The sequence below is a fragment of the Sporosarcina sp. FA9 genome, assembly GCF_051550205.1.
In the GTDB taxonomy this organism is placed as follows: Bacteria; Bacillota; Bacilli; order Bacillales_A; family Planococcaceae; genus Sporosarcina.
This window is the reverse complement of sequence record NZ_CP188819.1, coordinates 656,606-679,172: the sequence shown is the minus strand read 5'-3', so window position 1 is coordinate 679,172 and position 22,567 is coordinate 656,606. Positions and strand designations below refer to the sequence as shown.

Annotated in this window: 13 protein-coding genes; 7 read left to right on the top strand and 6 right to left on the bottom strand. The window is 38.7% G+C overall.

What is annotated here, in order from left to right:
- The first annotated feature begins 222 nt into the window (after window positions 1–222).
- Window positions 223–1,404: an NAD(P)-dependent malic enzyme gene (locus ACP8HH_RS03190; RefSeq protein WP_438315769.1), complete on the top strand. Its 1,182-nt coding sequence runs from the start codon at window positions 223–225 to the stop codon at window positions 1,402–1,404.
- Window positions 1,405–1,624: 220 nt separating this feature from the next.
- Here the strand turns inward: ACP8HH_RS03190 and ACP8HH_RS03185 are convergent, their stop codons facing one another.
- On the bottom strand, window positions 1,625–4,420 hold the full coding sequence (locus ACP8HH_RS03185; protein WP_438315767.1) for an S-layer homology domain-containing protein: 2,796 nt from the start codon (window positions 4,418–4,420) through the stop codon (window positions 1,625–1,627).
- A gap of 339 nt (window positions 4,421–4,759) precedes the next feature.
- Here ACP8HH_RS03185 and ACP8HH_RS03180 point away from each other — a divergent pair, with 339 nt between their 5' ends.
- The 3 genes from ACP8HH_RS03180 (at window position 4,760) to ACP8HH_RS03170 (ending at window position 10,458) form a co-directional block, all read left to right on the top strand.
- Complete coding sequence (locus ACP8HH_RS03180) at window positions 4,760–6,406, top strand: hypothetical protein (RefSeq protein ID WP_438315764.1); 1,647 nt, start codon at window positions 4,760–4,762, stop codon at window positions 6,404–6,406.
- A gap of 69 nt (window positions 6,407–6,475) precedes the next feature.
- Complete coding sequence (locus ACP8HH_RS03175; RefSeq protein WP_438315761.1) at window positions 6,476–7,897, top strand: S-layer homology domain-containing protein; 1,422 nt, start codon at window positions 6,476–6,478, stop codon at window positions 7,895–7,897.
- A gap of 14 nt (window positions 7,898–7,911) precedes the next feature.
- Window positions 7,912–10,458: an S-layer homology domain-containing protein gene (locus tag ACP8HH_RS03170; RefSeq protein ID WP_438315758.1), complete on the top strand. Its 2,547-nt coding sequence runs from the start codon at window positions 7,912–7,914 to the stop codon at window positions 10,456–10,458.
- Between the two features lie 419 nt (window positions 10,459–10,877).
- Here ACP8HH_RS03170 and ACP8HH_RS03165 read toward each other — a convergent pair whose 3' ends face one another.
- The 5 genes from ACP8HH_RS03165 to ACP8HH_RS03145 all read right to left on the bottom strand — a co-directional run bounded on the left by ACP8HH_RS03165 (window position 10,878) and on the right by ACP8HH_RS03145 (window position 17,453).
- Window positions 10,878–12,098, bottom strand: coding sequence for an amidohydrolase (locus tag ACP8HH_RS03165; protein ID WP_438315755.1), 1,221 nt, complete (start codon window positions 12,096–12,098; stop codon window positions 10,878–10,880).
- A gap of 276 nt (window positions 12,099–12,374) precedes the next feature.
- On the bottom strand, window positions 12,375–13,727 hold the full coding sequence (locus tag ACP8HH_RS03160) for a glutamine synthetase family protein (RefSeq protein WP_438315752.1): 1,353 nt from the start codon (window positions 13,725–13,727) through the stop codon (window positions 12,375–12,377).
- Complete coding sequence (locus ACP8HH_RS03155) at window positions 13,727–14,914, bottom strand: M20 metallopeptidase family protein (protein WP_438315750.1); 1,188 nt, start codon at window positions 14,912–14,914, stop codon at window positions 13,727–13,729. Before ACP8HH_RS03155 ends, ACP8HH_RS03160 begins: the two co-directional genes overlap by 1 nt.
- Before the next feature lie 18 nt (window positions 14,915–14,932).
- Window positions 14,933–16,276 carry an APC family permease gene (locus tag ACP8HH_RS03150; protein ID WP_438315748.1) on the bottom strand — a complete coding sequence of 448 codons (1,344 nt, stop codon included), beginning with the start codon at window positions 16,274–16,276 and terminating at the stop codon, window positions 14,933–14,935.
- A 19-nt stretch (window positions 16,277–16,295) separates the two neighbouring features.
- A complete protein-coding gene (locus tag ACP8HH_RS03145) occupies window positions 16,296–17,453 on the bottom strand; it encodes an amidohydrolase family protein (protein ID WP_438315745.1) in 1,158 nt (385 codons plus the stop codon).
- Window positions 17,454–17,682: 229 nt separating this feature from the next.
- Here ACP8HH_RS03145 and ACP8HH_RS03140 point away from each other — a divergent pair, with 229 nt between their 5' ends.
- The 3 genes from ACP8HH_RS03140 to ACP8HH_RS03130 all read left to right on the top strand — a co-directional run bounded on the left by ACP8HH_RS03140 (window position 17,683) and on the right by ACP8HH_RS03130 (window position 22,541).
- The gene (locus ACP8HH_RS03140; RefSeq protein WP_438315742.1) at window positions 17,683–19,443 is read left to right on the top strand and encodes a sigma 54-interacting transcriptional regulator; all 1,761 of its coding nucleotides are present in this window, start codon (window positions 17,683–17,685) and stop codon (window positions 19,441–19,443) included.
- On the top strand, window positions 19,443–20,774 hold the full coding sequence (locus ACP8HH_RS03135; RefSeq protein WP_438315739.1) for an aspartate aminotransferase family protein: 1,332 nt from the start codon (window positions 19,443–19,445) through the stop codon (window positions 20,772–20,774). Before ACP8HH_RS03140 ends, ACP8HH_RS03135 begins: the two co-directional genes overlap by 1 nt.
- A gap of 183 nt (window positions 20,775–20,957) precedes the next feature.
- The gene (locus ACP8HH_RS03130; protein ID WP_438315736.1) at window positions 20,958–22,541 is read left to right on the top strand and encodes an NlpC/P60 family protein; all 1,584 of its coding nucleotides are present in this window, start codon (window positions 20,958–20,960) and stop codon (window positions 22,539–22,541) included.
- Window positions 22,542–22,567: the final 26 nt, after the last annotated feature.

Here is a 22,567-nt window from a genome sequence, read left to right as displayed (position 1 = left end):
GAAAAAAGTTCGTAGTAATTTATTTTCATGAAAATAAATTACTTTCAAATCCAAAACTTATTTTCATGTGCATCAACAATGAGAACGCTTACTATTATGAACATTCTATTTCGGTATTCTAATATATCTTAATTTTTGGTAAAGAATTATTGTAATTTCAATCTGAACATGTTATTAATTAGAATACTTAAATATTAATATAAGATGGGATGGGGATCTTCAATGGTAAAAGTAATTAGCTCTGCTTTACAAATTCATAAAGATAACAAAGGTAAAATGGAAGTTGTATCTAAAGTACCTCTAGATAACAACGTAGATTTAAGTTTGGCCTATTCTCCTGGTGTTGCAGAGCCATGCCTCGAAATTGTTAAAAATCCTTCATCTGTCTACGATTATACAATTAAAGGGAATTTAGTTGCTGTTGTTACTGACGGCACAGCAGTTTTAGGTTTGGGCGATATTGGACCCGAAGCATCACTTCCGGTAATGGAAGGTAAAGCGCTACTTTTAAAGAGATTCGCAAACATTGATGCATTTCCAATTTGTCTTAATACAAAAAACGTAGATGAAATTGTAAATATCGTAAAAGCGATTAGCCCTACTTTTGGCGCAATTAATTTGGAAGATATTTCGGCACCAAGATGTTTTGAAGTGGAACGTCGTCTTCGTGAGGAATGTGATATCCCTGTTTTCCATGACGATCAACACGGAACAGCAATCGTAGTAGGTGCTGGTTTAATCAACTCATTAAAAGTAGTTAATAAAAAAATGAGCGAGGTTAAAATCGTGGTAAATGGTGCGGGAGCCGCGGGTATCGCCATTGTGAAACTTCTAGTCGAACTCGGTTTTGACCATATCGTGATGTGTGATTCGAAAGGTATTATTTATAAAGATCGACCAGATGGCATGAATCCAATGAAAGATATGATCGCCACAATTACAAATCACTCTGGCATAAAAGGTTCCTTAAAGGATGCAATGTCAGGAGCCGACATATTCATTGGTGTTTCGGCTGCAAACTTATTAACAAAAGAATTGATTGAATGTATGGATGTCGATCCCATTGTATTTGCTCTGGCCAATCCAAACCCTGAAATCATGCCGGATAAGGCGAAGGAGTTTGGCGTGCGCATTATCGCAACAGGTCGCTCCGACTATCCTAACCAAGTCAATAATGTCCTCGCATTCCCAGGTATCTTCCGCGGAACTTTGGACGTACGGGCAACCGATATCAACGACATTATGAAGCTAGCCGCAACGTATGCAATTGCTTCTTTAATAAAAGATGAAGATTTAAACGAAGAGTACATCATTCCAAACGCTTTCGATGACCGCATCGCGAAGGTCGTCGCAGAAGCAGTCAGCCAAGCGGCAATTCAAAGTGGAGTTGCTTTACTGAAATAGGGCAACGAAAAATAGAGAATGCATGTATAGATGCATTCTCTATTTTTTTGTTGGATTCGTTGCACACCGCGGAAGATTCGTTGCACACCGGGCGGTTTTGGTTGCACACCGATAAGAATCCGTTGCACACTGTAGAATCCACTTATAACGGTACATAAAAAAAGCGGGCCAGGCTCATCTATGAGCCTGGTCCGCTTTATGTTTATTGGAATAACAATTCTTATCGAGTTACTTGAATTGTTGTAGGTAATACGATATTATTTCCAACTGCGTCTTTTACATTTATAGTTGAAAGTGCTTCAAGGGACAAACCGCTTGCGATATTAGCATCAGTAACAACATTTTTCAGTGTTAAGACAACTGAAGATACACCATTTGCCTCTGTTTTAATTTCAACAGCGTTAGCAAGTGTAGACACACCGCTTACAAGAGCAAAATCAGTTATTCCAGCTTTAACATTTACTCCTTCAGAGAAAGTAAGTGTTATTTCTTTTGTAGATGTTAGTTTCGCTAAAGTTACTGTTGGAGCAACGTTTTCATTAAGCATAACAGTATTCGCGAAATAAGTTTCCATTGCTTTCGTTGATCCTAACGCTTTAACATTAGCAATTGTAACGTTACGTGAACCAGTGAAAGTGCTTGAATTCGCTTTAAGGTTTAGAACCGCTACTTGTGTTGTTGTATTATTAGCCGTCACTGCCGGTAATAATGTAACAGACTCAATAATCACACCGCCAATTGTGTAGTTTGCTGGGTTTGTTGCAGTTGCACCGTCCACAGCTTTGTCAAAAGTGACGTTAACTTTATTGTTATCATCTGCTGATTGAACCACACTATTTACAGCAACAGTTTCTGCATTACCAACTGCAATATCATTCCCACGAGTAAAAGCAACTTTTGTTTTGCCTACCAATAGTTTTGCATCACTCATTACATTAGCAAATGTTAAATCTATTGAATAAAGTGCACCCTCAACGTCATTAGCACCCAAGAATGTATTTAATTCTACTTGAACAATCTTTTTATTTGCCGCATCTTTATAAGTTACGTTAGTCGCAGTAAATGGCGTTGAACTACTTGTAACAAAGTTCTTAATAAAAGTCCCTTGTCCGCTAACTTTTGAATTCGCATCTAGCTTCACATCTTTGTCAAGAGCAAGAACTAAATACTCTTTGCCGTTTGTAGAGTCTTGAAGAACTGTACTAGATAATACTTTAGGAGCATTTGTATCTTTTACAAATGTAACAACTTTACTTGCAGTCGTTCCCTGTTCTCCGCTTAAGTCTTCGAAATTAGAAACCACAACTGTAGTAGCACCATCTAAAAGTTTAGTAGATGTAACATTGTAAATTGTAGGATCCGTCTTATCTTGAGTAACTGAAGCTGCAGTATCTGCACCGATTTTCACAGTTGGAGCTGAAACGACTCTTTCAGAAAACTTCACTGCAAATGTAGTAGCACCAGTTTGAGTTATAGTAGAAACTGTTGGAGCTACTCCATCAGCACTAATTTTTGATAATGATGCAGTTCCTGGATTCGGTGAAATAAGGTTTCCAGCTTGGTCTCGTGCACCAATAAATGTCGCGATAATTTCTTTATTTACAGTTACCTCTGAAGCCATTGTAAACACGATTTCATCAGCGCCTGCAACAAAATTGTTCGTAACGCCAGCAACTGATGTACCATCAGCATATTTAAATGACGTTGTACCAATTGAACTCATAGGTTCAGAAAACTTAACTTTTACCGTTGCAGCTGTAAGTCTTTCTACACCTAGAATTGTAGGAGCAGTTTTATCTGCAGCAATTGATATCATTTGTTCGTATTTATCAACGTTTTGTCCGGTAACCGTTTTAACGTTATCGACTTTAATATCATAGCGTTTTGAAAGCTCTGTAGTAGCAGTTATTGTTAGTGATTTCCCATCTGCACTTAGATTAGCTTTCGAGAATCCAACTATTTTATTTGCAGGTACTCCGTCTAATGAAGTTAAAGAGATAATGTTCGCTTTTAGTGTTCCATTGGCATTAAGTACTGATTCACTATCTACAGCAGTGCTAAATTTAACTTCGATTTGTGTTGCATTCAAAGCATTCACTTCAGTAACAAAACGATCGTTTGCAGTCATTTCAAAAGCAATTACAATTGTTTTTTCTACTTTCGCATCACCTTTTGTTAATGCAACCGTATATTCTCCAGCTATTGCACCTGCAGCAACTTTAGCGACAACTTCTTTGTCAGTGATTAAATTGTTTACATAAGCTTGAACTGCAACAAGCTTGTCATTTGCAGTTGCATAGTTTCCAAGTGCTACCGGTACTGAACCATTAACTACTAATTTTGCTGAAGCATTAACAGCAACGCCATCTGCGCTCTCTGTAGCTTCACTTCTATTAATGAAGGCAGCCATTTGTCCACGCGTTACTAGTCTGTTAGGAGAAAATGTTGTAGCTGTAGTTCCTGTTGTAATTTCATTTGCGTAAAGTGTCGTAATGAAATCTTCATGCCATTCTCCAGCTTTAACATCCGTGAATGGAAGATTTCCTTTTTCTGCTGCTTCAAATTCAAAGCCAAGAACAATGATTTTCGCCATTTGGGCTCTTGTTAAGTTGTTTTTAGGACCGAATGTACCGTTTTCATATCCTGAAATAATTTTCGCTTCTACTAAAGCAGCAATATGTGCATAGTAAGGGTTGCTTTTTGGTACATCTGTAAAGCCAGGGTCTTTAACATTCTCTAAATCTAGGCCTAGAGCAAGAGCCATAACTTTAGCAGCATGTTCTCTACTCATATTGTTATAAGGTTTGAAAGTACCGTCTGGATATCCATTAATGACGCCTCTTTCAGCTAGGTCCGTTACACCAGCATAAAAATAATCTGCAGGAACATTATTCACATCTTTAAACGTTGGTGTTTCAGCGTTCGTGAATGTTGGTGCAGCTACAACGATTGCACCTGTCGCTACTGTTGCTGCCATCGCAGCTTTCAGTATTTTATGAGAGTTTGATTTTTTCATTTCCAATTACCTCCGTAAATTTTAATAGGTTGCTATGCAACACTTTCTCTTTCAACATAATGTTAACATAGCAAAATTACTCTACCACGTACCAATTTATGGTTACACCTGTTTAATAGACTGGTAGAGGTATTATTAAAAATCCGTTGACTGACTACAGTTACAAGGAACTTTATTAATCCATCACTATACACCCAGTGGAAGGTATTTCCCATTCCTTTGATCGGAAACTTTACTTTATACCTAACAAAATCGTTCATTTAGCCGATATAAACTATGGAAACTAATAAAGGGAATGACTTTTTACTAGTCTACTATTTCACATCGGAGGTATCGCACTTGGTTAGAAACTACACTACTCTACTTATATTCCCGTTATTCATATTTTTAAGCCTTTTCGTACCAAATTCTGCTGAAGCCAATTCTAGTGTTACAGGCACATTTGTTAACGTTACTTATGAAGAAGTATACATCGACAAGACCGTAACTGAAAAAAGATTAAAGAACATTACAATCAAGAATGACCAAGGTCGAACAATCACTCTGAACATTGATAAGTTCGCGAAACTGTCGGTTGATACATTAACAACTTCTATAAGTGCTTTTAAACTAGGCATGGAAGTTGAAGCAGATGTCCATTTACGCCGCGTAAAAGAACTTCGAGGTAAAACCGGAGCTGTCTCTGGAAGCATAGAACATGCGGACAAAACTGTACTTGGATCCATTAGCCGAATTGACAAAAGCGGTTTATCCATTTCAGTTCGGCTTGATACGGGTCAAACAAAAACGTACTATTTAAATGAGAAAACTGAGATTTTAAGAGGAGCTACGTTGTCTGATTTAAGTCTTTTATATGAAGGAGACCGTGTAAAGGTCCTTTTCTCCAAATACAATACGAATCTAATTGATTCAATTGAGGTTATTGTTCAAGGTATTAAAGTGGAGTCTCTTTACAAAGGGACGATTCAACGCATTGATTCTTCCAACAATAAACTCATTATCCGGGATGAAATGATTTTCAGAAACTGGGAATGGTATCCAAATAAGCTCGATACGAACAGCAGTTACAACTATTCACCTAAAATCCCTATTTATGTTGGCGATGAACTTATTAAGCCAGAACGATTACGCTATTATGCAAACAATGATGTGTATTTTACAACTACACTGAAATTCGGTGAAGAGATCATTGAAAAAATGGTTATTAAAAAGAAGTATGAACGAACTTATTACGAACAAATGAATTCAGTAAATACAGCTACCAAAAGAATTGTTCTACAAAATGCCGGTTCAATTCATTATCACGATGGAACGATATTAATTCGCAACGGCCGATTGGTTGACTCAAGCAGTTTACTGTCGAGCGGTAGAGCATTTGTTGTAACCGATGGATCAAATTCAAACAACTACGCAAATGTTGTACACATTACAAATGACGGATTCCAAAGTCCAAATTTAGCGAAGCACACACTATATTACGGGAAAATAAATTCGACGAGTTCCTATAATGTTACGTTATCGGAAGCACTGAAGATAACGAACAATCGCTGGGAACGTGTTTCATCTCCAACATTTACGTTTAGTAATGATACAGCGGCTGTCAAAGATCGAAATTTGCTAACAAACAAGGTTGTCGCAAAAGATGAAATGATCGATCACAAAGGTGATTACGGCTACTTCTATATTGAAAACAACACAGTCGTTGCAGTTCATTTCTTAGAAAGATATACACCGATTGCTTCAATTGTCTCAGTAGGACGATTTGATGGAATAAACAGCAAAGATCCTTACAATATTCGAATTCGAAATGTAAGTCAGTGGCAATCACCTTGGACTGAATCTCCATTTATTTCAAGTATGAATATTAAGCAAGCTACTATTATTAAAGACGGTAAAGTGATTCCTGCCAATCAATTGAAACAAGGCGATCGAATTTACCTTATCCACGAGAGTTCAGTTAAAGGCCGTATACTACTCGTCAATTAACAAAAACGGGAGTCTAACCACTCCCGTTTTATAATAAAATAGTAAAGAAGAGGATGAAGTGAATTTATCATGAAAAAGAAAAGTATATTCTTATGTGCATTATTACTCTCTATTTTCATCATTAGCCCAAGTGTAGATGCGAAAGCACCGGATTATAATGGTGGTATCCTAAATGAATATACGTACGAAGAAGTTTTCTTTCTAACTGGAACCCCTATTCGTTTTTCTGGAAAAGCAACGATTTCCGAAAAAGAAAGCAAAGGTAAAGAAACGTCTACATATAAGTTTGCACTAACGAGTCCAGAGGGGTATAAGTTAACCCGAAGTGTTGTGTATGAAGGTATCATTGACAACCGTTTGGATAAGGGGCAAACAACTTCGCAAACTTCCATTAAAAGCTTTTCCGAAAAAATAACAATTGGAAAAGAAACATATACACTGGATGATTTCCATTTTTCGCAAGGTGCAGTGGCAGATAATCGTCCAGCGTCTGATTATTATTCGGGCAATATCATCGCACGTAAGATTTATAAATATAAGAAACTCGATAAAACAGAGGAACTTATTACAGTACACGTAAATGGGCGAAATATGGGCTATGAAAACTTCTGGGGAGCTACTGAAACACAGCTCATTGACTATGAAATCATTTCAAATAGAGGACAAGCATTTGTTACGAGTAAAGTGTCCGATAGTAAATCCCGTGTGTTGCAATATGAGCCACATGATCCATCCTTATCAAGCTTTACAGGCGGACATGCCGTTGTTAGTAAATCAAATATGATTGGTGAATATACGTATGATATTCCGTACGCTTCTGGAAAAGGTACGATTCCTTTATCCGCAAAAATGGTTTCAAAAATTGAACGTTTAATTGTTCCGAAGTTTCGGGATTTGTCTGGAAACTGGGCAAAAGATCATATTGAAAAACTATATTCTTTAGGGGTTTTTGATGAATCCACACAGTTCTTCTCACCAAATACACCGATGAAACGCTATCAATATACAATTGGCGTATTAAAAGCAGTGGATATTCGTGTGTTGGAAGAAGCTAAGAGTAAAAAGAAAGCTCCTAAGATAGCTATATTTAAGGACTTGGATCCAAAAGAACCCGATTATTTGTACATTGAGAGTGCTGTGGAAAAAGGAATTATTACTGGAGTTACACCAGACCAGTTTAATCCTGATGGTCCTATTACTCGTGCACAAGCCGTTGCGATTCTCGTTCGTTCACTAGGAATGGAAGGTCGTGCACCGAATCCTGGTTATCAAACAAATTACGTTGATAATAATAAAATTCCCGCATACGCAAAAGACAGCGTCTATGTAGCTACCGAATTGGGACTCGTTTCAGGTGACCAGCTAAATCAGTTCAGACCAAACGAGCCACTTACAAGAGCACAGTCATCTGCAATGCTTGTACGGTTTCTAGATTTTCTAGAAAATGATTTAAAACTAAACTATCGTGACGACATACTCTTTTTTGAGTAAGAAAGGGTGAAAATATGAACCTACTAAGTACATTCAAGGGTACTTCCCTTGTGATTTCAATGATTTTCATCCTAACGGTCTTACCTATTTTCACGAATGCAGCAAGTCCATTTAAAGATGTAAAATCAAATCACTATGCATCTTCTTCAATCGAATGGGCATACGATAAAGGGCTAATTAAAGGCTATCCTGATGGTACATTCCAACCAGACAAAAAATTAACAGAAGCCCAATTTGCGGCGATGCTCATCCGCTACGATTGTTCTTCACCTGATTCGTTTACATCAGCGAAAGGAAAACACTATGCATCTGGAAATTATAAGTACTTACAAAGCAACAATATCCCACTAAATGGTTTGAATTCAGATAAATCTCGTGACCTTCCAATTACGAAAGGACAAGTTGCACGAATTATCGCCGCCTTCAATGGTGTCGATTTAAGTGAATCCCAAGCCATTCTTTATATGTACATAAATGATTTGGCAAGCGGTGCAACAGGTAAAAACGATTACACAGATTACGGCGCTCAAAACACTTTGAGTCGCGCGGATGCGACAATCTTTTTCGACAGACTCTCGAAGACTGGAAATTGTAATTTACGAGGCTTGAATAGACCAGCGACAGGGAAAGATAATTCTAAATATGAGCTACCGCCGAATTTCTACGGGGATGGTGTCGTTTTCTTCCCACCAACCGACTCAAAGCCGAAACCACCTGTTTTATCTCCGCCTATTATGCAAACTATCGCAGTAGATATTGAAAAACCGACTTTGATTGCAAACGGTGTGGATTCAACATTTGTAACGGTATCCCTAAGAAGTTGCTCGGGAGAACCGATTTCTTATGATGAATCATTGTCATTTAGAGTCACTTCTGAATTGGGTGCGAAGTTGGATGATGGCAAGTTTGGTCAACCCGCATTTAGTACAGGAACCATTATTAGTAACGCTGAAGCAACTGTGAAAAACGCAGAAACTAAAGCCACTAATGCCTGGGCAGCAGTAGATAATGCTCAATCTCGATTGTATTCAGCCCAAAACGAATGGAATATCACTTTTGGTAATTTAGAAAAATATTTAGAACCATTCTATTTGATTATCAGTGAAGCTACAAAAAATGCGAAAAATGCGAACACAGAATTAATGACTGCACGTGCTCACTTAGCTGCCGTTCAATTTAATGTAGCTACGAGTACAATCGTAAATACAGATGGACCCGACTTAACTGTGGAAATTACGGCACCGGCAGTGGGATTGGCCAAAACAGAGACACTGTCATTCAAAGCTGTTCAAAACAATAACGTGGATTGCTTTATTCAACCAGTCACTGTTCAGTTGAAGTACGTTCCACAAGCTGAACTGCGTATTGAAAAAGAAGAGAAAATGATACCGAACGCGCAAGGAATATCAATACCTGTCACAGAAGTTACAGCCACAATTATTCGCCCAGGCGGAGACCTTATTAAAAGCTTTAATGGTCGTGTACAATTTTCTTCTACTGAAGGAGCCAACCTTTCTAATCAATACGCTGACTTCTCAAATGGAGTTGCACGGACAACGGTTACTAACATTCAATCGTCACAGTCGATAATTGATGTGATTTCTGCAGAAATAGATCTAGTAGATGTACGATTTAAAGATGAAATCAATTCCGTATTGAATACCAAACACCGGATCGAACTTTTATACGATGCGCCACTTCAAGTCGAAGCAAGCTGTCCAATCGGTGATCTTGAAATCGCTTTTGTTCTAGATTCATCTGGAAGCATGAGGGTCAATGATCGACAGAAACTTCGTGTTTCTAAGTCCGAAGAACTTATTGAAGCTATAAAAGCTCCCAATAACATATCGGCCCGATTTAGTTCCAATGGTGTTTTACTTAGCCCTTCAAAATCCGTGTCTGATGTGCATAGGACGTTTGCACAAGTAGGTCAATCTGGCGGAACCAACATTGGTAAAGGGCTACAAATTGCATTTAAAGAATTCATTACTCCGGCATCGGGACAAAAGATTGCAATTCTTCTAACCGACGGAAAATCCAGTACAAAACAAATTAATGATGCCCTTAAAATGGCAAAGGATAAAAAGATACGCATCTACACAATCGGTTTAGGCAAACCAACTCAGTTGCAAGAACCTCTTTTGCAACAGTTGGCTCGCGACACTGGCGGCCAATATTACCATGTTGAAAGAGACATCGATATCGGCATCGCGTATCAATCGATTCTTTCAGAAATCACTTGTGGCACCCCGCCACCAACTTGTGCGATACCTAGCCAAGCATTTTCTTCATCCGTCATCGAATATACGAGCTCAGACTTATTCATGTTTACGGATATTCGTGAAGGATGCGGTGAAATCGCGAGAGTCGTAGTCCGATTCAATTCGTTTAACGGTGACGTAGATTACGAATTAATCAGTAGAGGCCAAAATCATTTCGCTCTAAGAAAAGGCCTTCACGAAATATCCAACTTCACCTTGTATCGTGATGCTGAATTTCTCGCATTTAACCGTGATGGAAAATTAGTTGGTAATAAAATCGTTCATATGACTCGCAAGTAATTTGTGAATTTCAAAACCCGAAACGACTCCAGTCGTTTCGGGTTTTTTTGTGTGTTGACTCTAGTGTAGACTTTCTCGATTTCCTTGCACCGAATACAGATTTGCTTGCACCGTCATTTGGTTTGCTTGCACTCCACGTGATTTGTTGCACACGTTCCAACAAAATCTTTGAAGGCTACGCCTAATTGATCAAATGCATTTAGGTAATCATCTTTTTCCATCTGTCGTTGCACACCTACATGATTTCGTTGCACACTCCGCCGGATTGGTTGCACATCTAGACTCATTCGTTGCACACCTCCACCGATGTTGCGCATCTACATGCTTTCGTTGCACATCACGGAACTTTCGTTGCAAACCTTGTCCTACGTTGCACACCTTCATGCTTTCGTTGCACACCGCAACCGTTCCGTTGCACATCACTTTACTTCTGCAAAAACGATGGTGCCTTTTGAGATTACGTGCGTGATTGGACGCCTTCTTGCGATTGCGTGGGCAGAGCATTCGGCATCCAATAGAATCATATTCGCAGGGTCCCCTACTTTTGGCCACACTTGATTCCCAAAATCATCTAACGGTAGAACTCCCCCAGAAGCATATTTCCAACACCGATTCAACGAGAATTCATTACTAAATTGAAAGCGTTCGGCCAAAACACTTAATTTCTGTACTGTATTTCCAGTCCCAAATGGCGACCAATGATCCGTCAAACTATCATGACCAATCGACACTGGAATTCCCTTTTCATATAAATATGGTATTGGAATGATAGGTCTTCCAATCGGAACGGAAGACGTTATATCGATTCTGGCAGCAGCTAATGTCGCAGTAATCTCCTCTAATGCCCTGCCGTCCACGTCACCAAGTGCAAATGCGTGACTAATTGTTACTTGTCCTACTTTCCCAGCTTGCTCTGTTAATTCGGCCAGCTTACTGAATTCAAATGCACCTAATGTACCAGAATCGTGGATATGTAAATCAATTCCTTTACCTGACTCCACGGCAATGTCCATCGTCATTTCGAGTGATCGATTAATATCCCCGTCCAGTGTTGCTGGGTCAACCCCTCCAACTAAATCTGCACCCAAACGCATAGCTTCTCTCATCAGTGGTGCAACGTCTGAACGTAATAGTCCATGTTGTGGAAATGCTACAATTTCATACGTTATTTGATTTTCAAACTTGAGAAAAGCTTGTTGGGTAATCTCGATATGTTTTGTCCCAATTTGTGGATCGACATTGCAATGTGAACGAATATGCGTATGCCCCTGAGAAATAAGCCACTTAATCATATTCTCTGCACGATCTTGTGCGATAGGTAATTGTTCTGGCAACAAAATCTGTTCTTCTTCAATTCTAGAAACAATTCCCTTTGGAGTTGGCTTACACGCTTTCCAAGGCCCACCAAAATACGTTTTGTCTACATGGATATGCATTTCACGAAATGCAGGCATTAGTAATTTGCCATCAGCATTTACTACTTCATCGCCATCCTCTTGCACTAAATCCTTACCAAACTCCAACACTTTTCCATCCACTATCACCACATCAAACAAATCTGTTTCCGTGCGAAGGACAGCTTCGTCTTCGTATATGAAACCCGTTTCCATTCGAACATTTTCCATAAATAACCGTGTCATCTACTTCTCCTCCTGTCGATTTTTCCGAGAAAATCTATGTTCCTTCTAATATTAACAATGAACTGAGCATCTTATTCTGTTGTACTGAGTTCATTGAATTTTGGTTGGCCTTCACTTATTAATTTGTTAACTTAAGTAAACACATGCCCCTGTGTAGGCCGTTGATATTTGCAATCTAACTTGGGATGAGAGAAGCGAGGTAAACTAGATTTTTTTTATGAAAAGACATAAAAAGGTCTCACCACAACAGTAAATTGTAGTGAGACCTTTTGCAAATCAAAAGATATTTGCGTATAATTTGCGTTCCCACTCATCGATTCGATAAAAATGCTTGTTCCATTCTTCCGTTTTAACTTTAATGAATTCTTGCCAAATTGGTCTACCTAAACTATCTGCTAGAATCGTATCGTTTGACAAGCATTCGAGTGCTTCTTTTAAGTCACGCGGGATCCATTCGATACCTAAAGCTTCAAGTTCTTTACTATTCAATGTTCCTGCATCCACATCTAATGGCTCGCCGGGATCCATGCGACGCCTGACGCCGTGCAAACCAGCAGCAATTAGCGCTGCAGATAATAAGTACGGGTTACAAGTTCCATCCGCACCGCGGTATTCGAATCTTCTTTCTCTTCGAGGTTCAAGAACTCGTACAAGAACAGACCGGTTCGCCGTTCCATAACATACATGTGCAGGTGCCCAAGATCCAGGTACCATTCGTTTATATGAGTTCATCGTAGGAGCCCCAATAGCAGAAAGAGCCTTCGCATGATGCAAGATTCCACCCATAAAATGATATGCTTTTTCGGATAGTTCAAGTCCTCGTTGGTCATTAGGATCTTTGAATAAGTTTGTTTTTTCATCGAAAAGACTCATGTGTATATGGAGTCCACTGCCCGCCAAATCACTGAATGGTTTCGGTGCAAGTGTACCGATCATTCCTTTATCTCTCGCCAAGTGTTTGAATAACTGTTTAAATACGACTTGATCGTCCGTTGCTTTTAAACACTCATCGTATTTCAAGTTAATTTCTACTTGACCCGGTCCGAATTCGCTAGACATTTGTTCCGTTTCAATTCCCATTTTACCCATTGTTTCAATAAAGTCCTGTACAAAATCTTCTTGAATGTCTAAGCCATCCGTAGAGAAACAGGCACTATTATCCGCCGGAACAAGATTTCCATTCTCTTCTTTCAATAAATACGCTTCCTGTTCATACACCATAAACAGTTTTCCACCTAATAGTTCTTCCGATTCTTTTAGTAATTTCTTCAAAATCCCGCGTGGGCAACCTTCCCACGGATTGCCGTTCTCGTCGAATAAATCACAAAACATGCGTGCTGTGTTTCTACGGTGAGGCAATACAGTAAATGTAGCCGGGTCAGGCATCGCAAAAAAGTCACCGTCATTTGAACCATAAAGTGGATTCGGCACATATGTATCAAACATCGTGAAATCCATAATTGCCGTACTAAAATTCACTCCACTTTTCATGGCCGATTCGATATGTTCTTTTCGGATTGTTCTCGCACGTGTAATGCCACTGTAATCCAAAAACTCAATCCGAATATAATCGATACCCTCTTCAACAATCTTTTTCAAAACGTCCTTTATCGCTACTTCATTTAACATTAAATATCCCCCGCATTCTTTAAAAACGTTATCGCATAGTTTACATACAAATTAACCCCTGTTGCCAATACTGAGTCATCAAAATGAAATTCCGGATGATGTAAATCGTATGCGATTTCTTTCTCTTTTTTTATTCCCAATCTAAAGTATAAACTTGGGACTCTTTCTGAAAAATAACCGAAATCATCTGCTCCCATGGAAGGTTCCAACAGTTGAACGACATTATTTTCCCCAAGAAGTTGCCGAGCCGTCTCTTCAAAACTACTCGTAATTTCAGGATCATTATTGATTGGTGGAGCTCCTAAAACAAATTTCACGGCTACCGTTGCTCCCCACTGCACTTCTGCAGCTTGGCAAACTTTCATGATTTCTTCTTGCAGCCGTGCCCGAACTTCTGGAACCAATGCCCGCATCGTTCCTTCTAGTGTGACCTTATCCGCTACGATGTTACTCGCTTCCCCACCATTAATTTTCCCAATATGGATGACGACAGGATGTACGGGATTAAAACTTTTCGCTACAATCGTTTGTAAGTTTTGGATGACTTGTGCTGAAATCGCAATCGCATCTATCGCTTGGTGTGGACGTGCACTGTGACCGCCCTTTCCTTTAATGACAATTTCAAAATCATCACAAGAAGCTGTAATACTCCCTGATTTTATTCCAATTGAACCCTGAGATACATAGGGCCATAAATGAAGCCCAATCACTGCATCTAAACTTGGATTTTCCAATATTCCTTGTTCAATTAGAGCGAGTGCCGCCCCGTCTGCCTCTTCACCCGGTTGAAAAATGCAACGAACGGTTCCTTGCAACAACACTTTCATTCTGTGTAATTCATGGACAGCACCTAACAAAATTGCTGTATGACCGTCATGACCACAAGCGTGCATCACATTGGCATGTTTAGATTTATAGTCAACATTGGTTTCTTCTTGTATCGGCAATGCGTCGATATCGGCTCTAAGCCCAATTGCCGGGCCATCTACTGACCCGACTATGTCTACATAAACGCCAGTTTCACCAATTGTTTCAAAAGGGATTCCCCATTTTTCCAATACAGATTGTATGAATTTTGACGTTTCAAACTCCTTAAAAGACAACTCTGGATACTGATGTAAGTGTCTTCGAATATCAATAATTTCTTCACTTAGTTTAGAAGAAACATGGTGCAATGAATCACTCATTACTTACACCCCATTTTTTTAATTATTTTTCTTTTTTCGATTAAAGAAATGGAACAATATAAACAAAATTGTCAGCCAAATTCCTCCACGAACCAGTGTCATTATTGAATGGAGAAATGATCCATAGATAATGATGAGCATTCCTATAAACCCTAAAATCGGAAATAATGGAAATAGTGGTTGTTGCCATGGTAATTTACTAATCTCTTCTTTATGATTCAATCGATATAAAACACCAGCGAGTAATGTAATACCCCATGAAAACAGCCATGCAATAACAAGTTGGTTTGACAATTCAACGTATAGTAAATCTGGATTCACTTGACCGATTAAAATAAGTACAATCGTTGCGGCCCAAATTACAATAATTGCATTGACCGGTGTTCTCGTTTTCCCATTGACAACACCTAAAAACTTCGGCAACATGCCTTCTCTTGCTTGGTGATAAAAAATGCGTGATGTTGCATATAAAGTCCCCATCAATATACATGTTGCTGCCGCAATCCATGCAGCGAAATTCATAATAAATGCACCGGCAACGCCAAATACTTTTCCAGCCGCTACAGTAAATGGAGAACTATCAATAGTTACTTCATTCCAAGGGATAATCCCTTGCAATACAAAATGAGCAGTCGAATATAAGACTATAAATGTAATACTCGACCAAATCAGTCCTCTTGGCAAGTCTCGTTGAGGATTTATACATTCAGCACCAGCCGTTGCCAGCGTAACTACACCCAAATAAGCGTATGTTCCAAGTGGAATTGCACTGAAAAATCCTTCTAAGCCATAAGGCATCATTGGAGTGAAATTCGCTAAATCGACGTCTTTTAACCCGATAATTGCGAAGAGAGCCATGACAATAGTCAACGTTATTACTAAATAGAGCTGTACTCTGGCAGCAACTACTGCACCTAGTATATTAATAAGTGCAAAAATCGTAATAAATGTGATTGAGAATAACAATGGCCACCAATTTCCTGTCAAATTCGGGAAAAACCACATCGTAATTTTTCCGAGTGCAAGTCCCACACTACCTCCTGCAATAATCCAACCAATGGCGAACGTAATTCCTGCAAGGAAACCCCAAGATTTCCCCATAAATCGCTCAACCCACATCGACATAGCTCCTGCATTTGGCATTGCGACCGCCATTTCAGTTAATGCAATAATAAGGAACAACTGTGAAAACCCAGCGATCATGTATGAAAAGATGGAACTCGGTCCTGCAACTGCAATTCCTTGACCCATGAGTAGGAAAATTCCATCCCCTATTACAGCACCTACACCTAATGCCCAAATATGCCAAAACGTTAATGTCCGCTTTGGTTGTAAATCAAGAGTGAAACCTGAATTCCCCATAAAAAATCCCCTTTTCTCTTTATATTTTTACGCCATACGTTTTTCCAAAATTTCGATACAAGATCATTTCACCGATATACTTGGCTTTCTCATAGCTCATATAATCTTTTTCAATCCATGTATTTAATACCCGTTCAAAACTTTCCTTAAAGAGCTTTGCACCCATCCAATTCATTTCAGGTACTGTAAAAGCATCTGATCCATACATCACTTTATCGAACGGAGCAAGTTCCAATACTTGTGAAATAATTCGCTCCACACCATGTCCAGTGAATGGATTTTGCAATGAAATATCGAGATAGACATTCGGTAAAATGCTTACGATGAATGCCGCCTCTTCGACCCAAGGATAACCACCATGTACCAAATGAACTTTTGTATCTTTATATTTTTCTTGACGAAGGGTGTCTAATAAGAAACTCGGGCTTGCCTTCGGCAGAACTACTTCACCATCACCGATACCCGTGTGAATATGCATGAATTTATTTGCAGTTGTACATTCTTCCATTGCAATATGGAAACAGTAATCTCTGAAGGCTTTAGCAACCGCACGACCATTTTTTGAAAAGTCCTCGTATTCTCTTTCAGCATCTTCTTTATTCATTTCAAAAACTTCTAAACCACTTCGGTAGGCAATAATTGTTTTAAGACCCACTACTTCTTTTTTCTTTAAGGCTTCGGTCAATTGACTGCGGTATTGTTCTATGAATTCCTCAAAATGTAAACCCTTACTTCCTAGAGATGTTAACACTTGTTCAATTCGAACAATTTCCCAAACACGTGAACCGCTCATCACTTCATATTCTTTTCGGTCAAGTGGCGGTTGTGGATAACCAAAATCCATTATTAACCCTTCCAAATTCACATCTTGAAACAGTTCTTTTGTATACTTCGAAAAGTCTTTTGCTTTTTCATTTCTTGCTTCAACAATTGAAACTAAATCTTCCTCGCATGACAAATACTTCGACATATTTCGAAGCAAAATCTGCACCCACATATTTGAACCTGGATACGGCTGATTTTCTTCAAGATCACCCACATCTGTAAACATATCCGGAATGACGGAAAGTGATAACTTCCTCAAAAAACTTGCTGGGGTTTCCTCTTCCTCTCCTGCTACATACGGATGTGCATGCACATCGACTACTTTCACATCGCTTAAACTCAGTTTTTTCATCACGATCTTCTCCTCACTTAGTTTTCATTTATGCTATTGGGACTGAACAAGATGCAGAAAAATAACTTTCGCAAGAAATTCTCCTAACCTCACTACTGAACAAGAAATACTACAATAACTATTTCAAACTATTCGAACATTCTCATATCCGAATGTGATAAACTAAATCATAAAGCTGAATTATTAATAATACAACAGAACGAAAAATATTTTTCAAAGGTGGCCGAAAATGAAACACTCTGTATTAAAAGTAAACTTAGAGGATATCGTTTCCAATTCATTTGAAGGAGTCATTATCACCGACCATGAAGGTAAAATTTTATTGGTAAACAAAGTTAGTCTTCGTTTTTTTCCAATGCTAACATTCCGTGATTTAATGGGACGTTCCGTTAGAGAGTTTCTATTTTCGAAAGAGCTTAATCAGTTTTTTACAAACAAACAAGAAATGCGGAACATCCCGCTGACAATTGGTATGAATCAGTTACTAGCGGATTTCCGCTTTATCGATTCAAAACACAGTTATATCGCACTGAAAAACGTAACGCATTTAAAGCAACTGGAAAATGAATTAAGTGAAGTCAATGAAAAACTGAGGTTGTTCGATAAGATTTTAGATAATGTCAGTGATGGGGTTTGCTTGATCGACAATGAGAAAAATGTCGTTTTTTATAATCAAAAAATGGGTGAATTGGATTCCGAGGAACCAAATAATATACGTGGTGGTAAATATACTCTTTTTTCAAGGGATTGTGATTCTAGACCGGATACGTTATTAAATTCATTGAAAACGGAAAAAGAAATCATCCAAAACGAGGCGTTCATTGCCAATAGCGGAAAAAAGTACAATGTAGTGCGCTATTGTAAACCTCTTTTCCTAGGGAACAAAAAAATTGGAGCATTATCAATCGTCAAAGATTATTCCAATACAAAGTCAACATTAGATAATATTTTGAACCAATACAATCCACCCGGGGACTCTTCAACACCACTTCTTCAAAAAGAAAAACAGTTGAATGAAATTATTTTTTCAACAAACTCTATGAGAAAGATAGTAGATGAGGCTCATAAAATTGCAAAAACCTTTACAAACGTCTTAGTTTACGGAGAGTCCGGTGTCGGTAAAAATTTATTAGTAGAAACGATATTAACCAATTCTGGTCCATATAATTCTCCGTTTTATTCACTGAATTGCGGGGCAATTCCTGACCATTTACTCGAAGAGGCATTATTCGGAAGTGTTGATTCTACTAAAAATGCAGGGTTCTTAGAGCTAGCAAACGGTGGAACAATCTATTTAGATGAAATAAATTCTATTGGAATCCCTTTGCAAAGAAAAATTGCGAGAGTTATTAAAAACATGAAACTCGTGAGGGCTGGAACTGTATCTGAAATTCCACTCAAAATCCGATTTCTTGCTTCGATGAACGTAACTCCGGTAGTCGCTTTTGAAGAAGGTACTGTTGACGAAGACTTGCTCTATTCAATAGGTGCAGTATGTTTAAGAATGCCAGCCCTTAGAGAAAGAAAAGAGGACATCCCCGCTCTTGCCAATTATTTGTTGGATAAAAATCATTTGTTTTCTATGCAGGGTCCAGAATTTATTGGAGAGGATGCAATGGATATTTTGCAATCCTACAACTTCCCTGGAAACATTAGACAATTAGCACATATTATCGAGGGTACTTTATCACTAACAGACGGAGAAAAAGTAGTATTACCCGAACACTTACCAGGCTATATTCAAAACGTTCACAACATCCAGACGGGCTCACCCAACGAATTTTCCGACTCCTTTCAAACAAACGTATCTTCCTACTCACTAACTGACCAAGTGGAAGCATTTGAAAAAGGCATCATCAGCCGAGAGTTAAAAAATACAAATTATCATATTACAAATGCCGCCAAAAATCTAGGTTTATCTAGACAAAGTTTAAATTATAAAATTAAAAAATACGAGTTAAGTATAGAACGTGGAGGAGATGAAGATTGATGAAGGAAAAAGAGTTATTACAAAAAGATCATCGATACATTTCAGATGCTTTAAAATTGAGGTTCAATCCAATTACAGTTCGCGAGGCAAAAGGTTGTGAAATTATAGATACGAACGGGAAAAAGTACCTAGATTTAACAGCGGGTTGGGCAGTAGCAAATGTTGGCTACGGGAGAGAATCGATTGCGGAGAAAATACATGAACAGTATTTAAAGCTTTCTTTCACGACACAATTGAGCGCTCCAAGCGAAACGATGATTCAACTTGCCGAAAAACTTATTGAAATCACACCTGGAGATTTTAAAAAGAAAGTCTGGTTTGGTCATTCAGGATCGGACGCAAATGATTTAATTAGCAAGTTTTTACCGGTTGCTTCAGGCCGTTCAAAAATGATTTCATTCATGGGCTCTTATCACGGTCAAACAATGGGCGCCTCTTCACTTTCCGGCCATTCAGCCCAGTCGAAATTCGAAGGCAGAGGCAATGTTGTAAAAATTCCTTATCCTAATTTTTATCGACCTTTTAGTGGAATCCAAGAAAATATTGGTGAACAAACGATACATTTTCTAAAGGAAGTATTCCAAACAATATGTCCTGCTGAAGATACGGCTGGTATTATTATTGAACCCATTCAAAGTGATGGCGGAATGATTTTACCACCTCCTGGATTCCTAAAATCATTACGTAAAATTTGCGACGAAAACGGTATTTATTTAATCGTAGACGAAGTGAAAGTAGGCATGGGTCGAACCGGCAAATGGTTCTCATTTGAACATACGGAAATCATTCCAGACGTCATTGTTTTAGGTAAAGCTTTAGGAGCCGGCTTACCTATTAGTGCCGTTATCGGTCGAAAAGAAATATTAGATAGCGTCGCGGCAGGACATTTACTGACAACAAGCGGTAATCCAATTTCAACCGTGGCAGCACTTGAAAGTATCCGAATTATTGAAGATGAAATGCTATTGGAAAATGCCTGTATTCAAGGTGAACTATTTAAAAAGGGTTTGACCAAATTAAAAGATAAATACTCTTGCATCGGGGATGTACGAGGAGAAGGGCTTGCGATAGGTGTTGAAATCGTTACGGACCGTATGTCAAAAACTCCCGATTCATTAAAAACATCCACACTTTGTTATCATGCATACGAGCTTGGATTATTGATTTACAATGTAGGTATTTACGGTAATGTACTGGAGATTACCCCACCACTTACCATCAGTTCCGTAGAAGTCGAAGATGCACTTCTTATATTAGACCAAGCTTTCAATAATGTTGAATTAGGAAATGTTGATTTAGAGAAAGTTAAAAAATACTCTGGCTGGGGTTAATAAAAAGCGTGGGAAACAAACAAATATAATGTTCGCTTCCCCCGTTTTTCATTTCGAAATATTAGTCTTAAATAAATCATAAAAATTAGTATAGGATATTAAACTACTAATCCATCTATTAAACATTGAGAATTTCCCGTAATATGGTAGGCATCACATAAAGCAAAAAGGGGGTAAGGACAGATGAAGAAACTTGCGGTATTTTTTACAGCATTACTTATTTTATTCACAACAATTGGCAGTACATCAGCAGCTCCTTTATTCCAAGATGTTGGTGATTCACATCGAACAAAAGCTGAGCTTGATTTTTTGGCTGAGCGTGGAATTATTACGGCAGATCCATCATCACTTTTCGGAATAAACGATGACATTACTCGTTTAGAAGCATCGGATATGATTTTAAAAGCACTTGGCGTTGGCACGGAAGAGTATCCTGAAGTGAATTTTGCGGATGTAATTCCTGGGGATATGGGCTACGATGTCATAGCTAAAATCTCAGAACTCGGCATTATGACCGGTAATGAAAAAAATGAATTCAAACCTTACGACCGCTTAACTCGTGCACAAATGGCAGCGATTCTCACTCGAGCGTTCGACTTGCTTGGCACAAGTCCCCACTCATTTTCAGATGTTCCAGATACTCATTGGGCTTCATTGGAAATAAAATCATTGTTTGTAAATGGAGTAACGACGGGTTACGAAGATAATACATTTAAGCCCGAATTATCTCTTTCAAAAGTACATTTCTCTGTTTTTCTAGCACGAATATTGAACCCGGATTTCAAAAATCCAGAGCCGACTGATCCAACGAAACCAGTAGAACCACCTGCCGCAAATGTTTGTGTAAAACCGAATACCACGAAAACATACGCAATCAGCGTGGCTGTTTCGAACCTTTGGTTTCAACCAAACAGAGCCCGTGTCGTCGATCGCCCGACCGTTGCCAATCCTGTAGATATGGAAAAATGGATAAAAAGCTTAAGTTTGACACAAAAAACATGGTTGGTTGGTAAAACCGATACACAAGCTTTGTACGGTGATGAAGTCACTATTTTAAAAACTGAAGGCAACTGGACTCGAATCGCAGTTAAAGATCAGTACAAAACGAACCAAAAATCCGGGTACGAAGGATGGGTTCCAAACATACAAGTAGCCGAAATTCAAAACAATGTAGCCGATTGTTCAATCGCAATAGTAAAAGCAAAAATCGCAACACTATATAATAAACCGGATTCAAACAGCAAGTTCATAGACATTAGTTATTCAACGATTCTTCCCATCATTCAAGAGGATGGGGATTGGATTCACGTTCAAACGCCATCACATGGCGTGAAATATATACGAAAAGTAGATGTGAAAACGTCTAAAAACCTAGCTTCCGTTCCTAAACCAACACAAAAAGACATTGTTGACAGTGCAAAAGCTTTCACGGGACTTCCGTACTTATGGGCGGGAACTTCTGGATTCGGGTTTGATTGTTCTGGTCTGTTCTACGCTGTTTATAAAAATCACGGCATCGTCATTCCAAGAGATTCATTCGTTCAGGCCATTCACGGAACTCCTGTTGCAAGAAGCAATATGCAACCCGGTGATTTGATGTACTTCGCGTATAGCGGAGGAACAGGGAAAGTATATCACGTCGCCATGTACATCGGAAATAGCCAAATGATTCACGCTCCGAATTCATCAAACAAAGTCATGACTGTTTCAATCAATTCGGATCCTTATAAAAATAACTTCTCAGGAGCACGAAGATACTTAAAATAATGCAAAAAACTCAGCCACATAAGGCT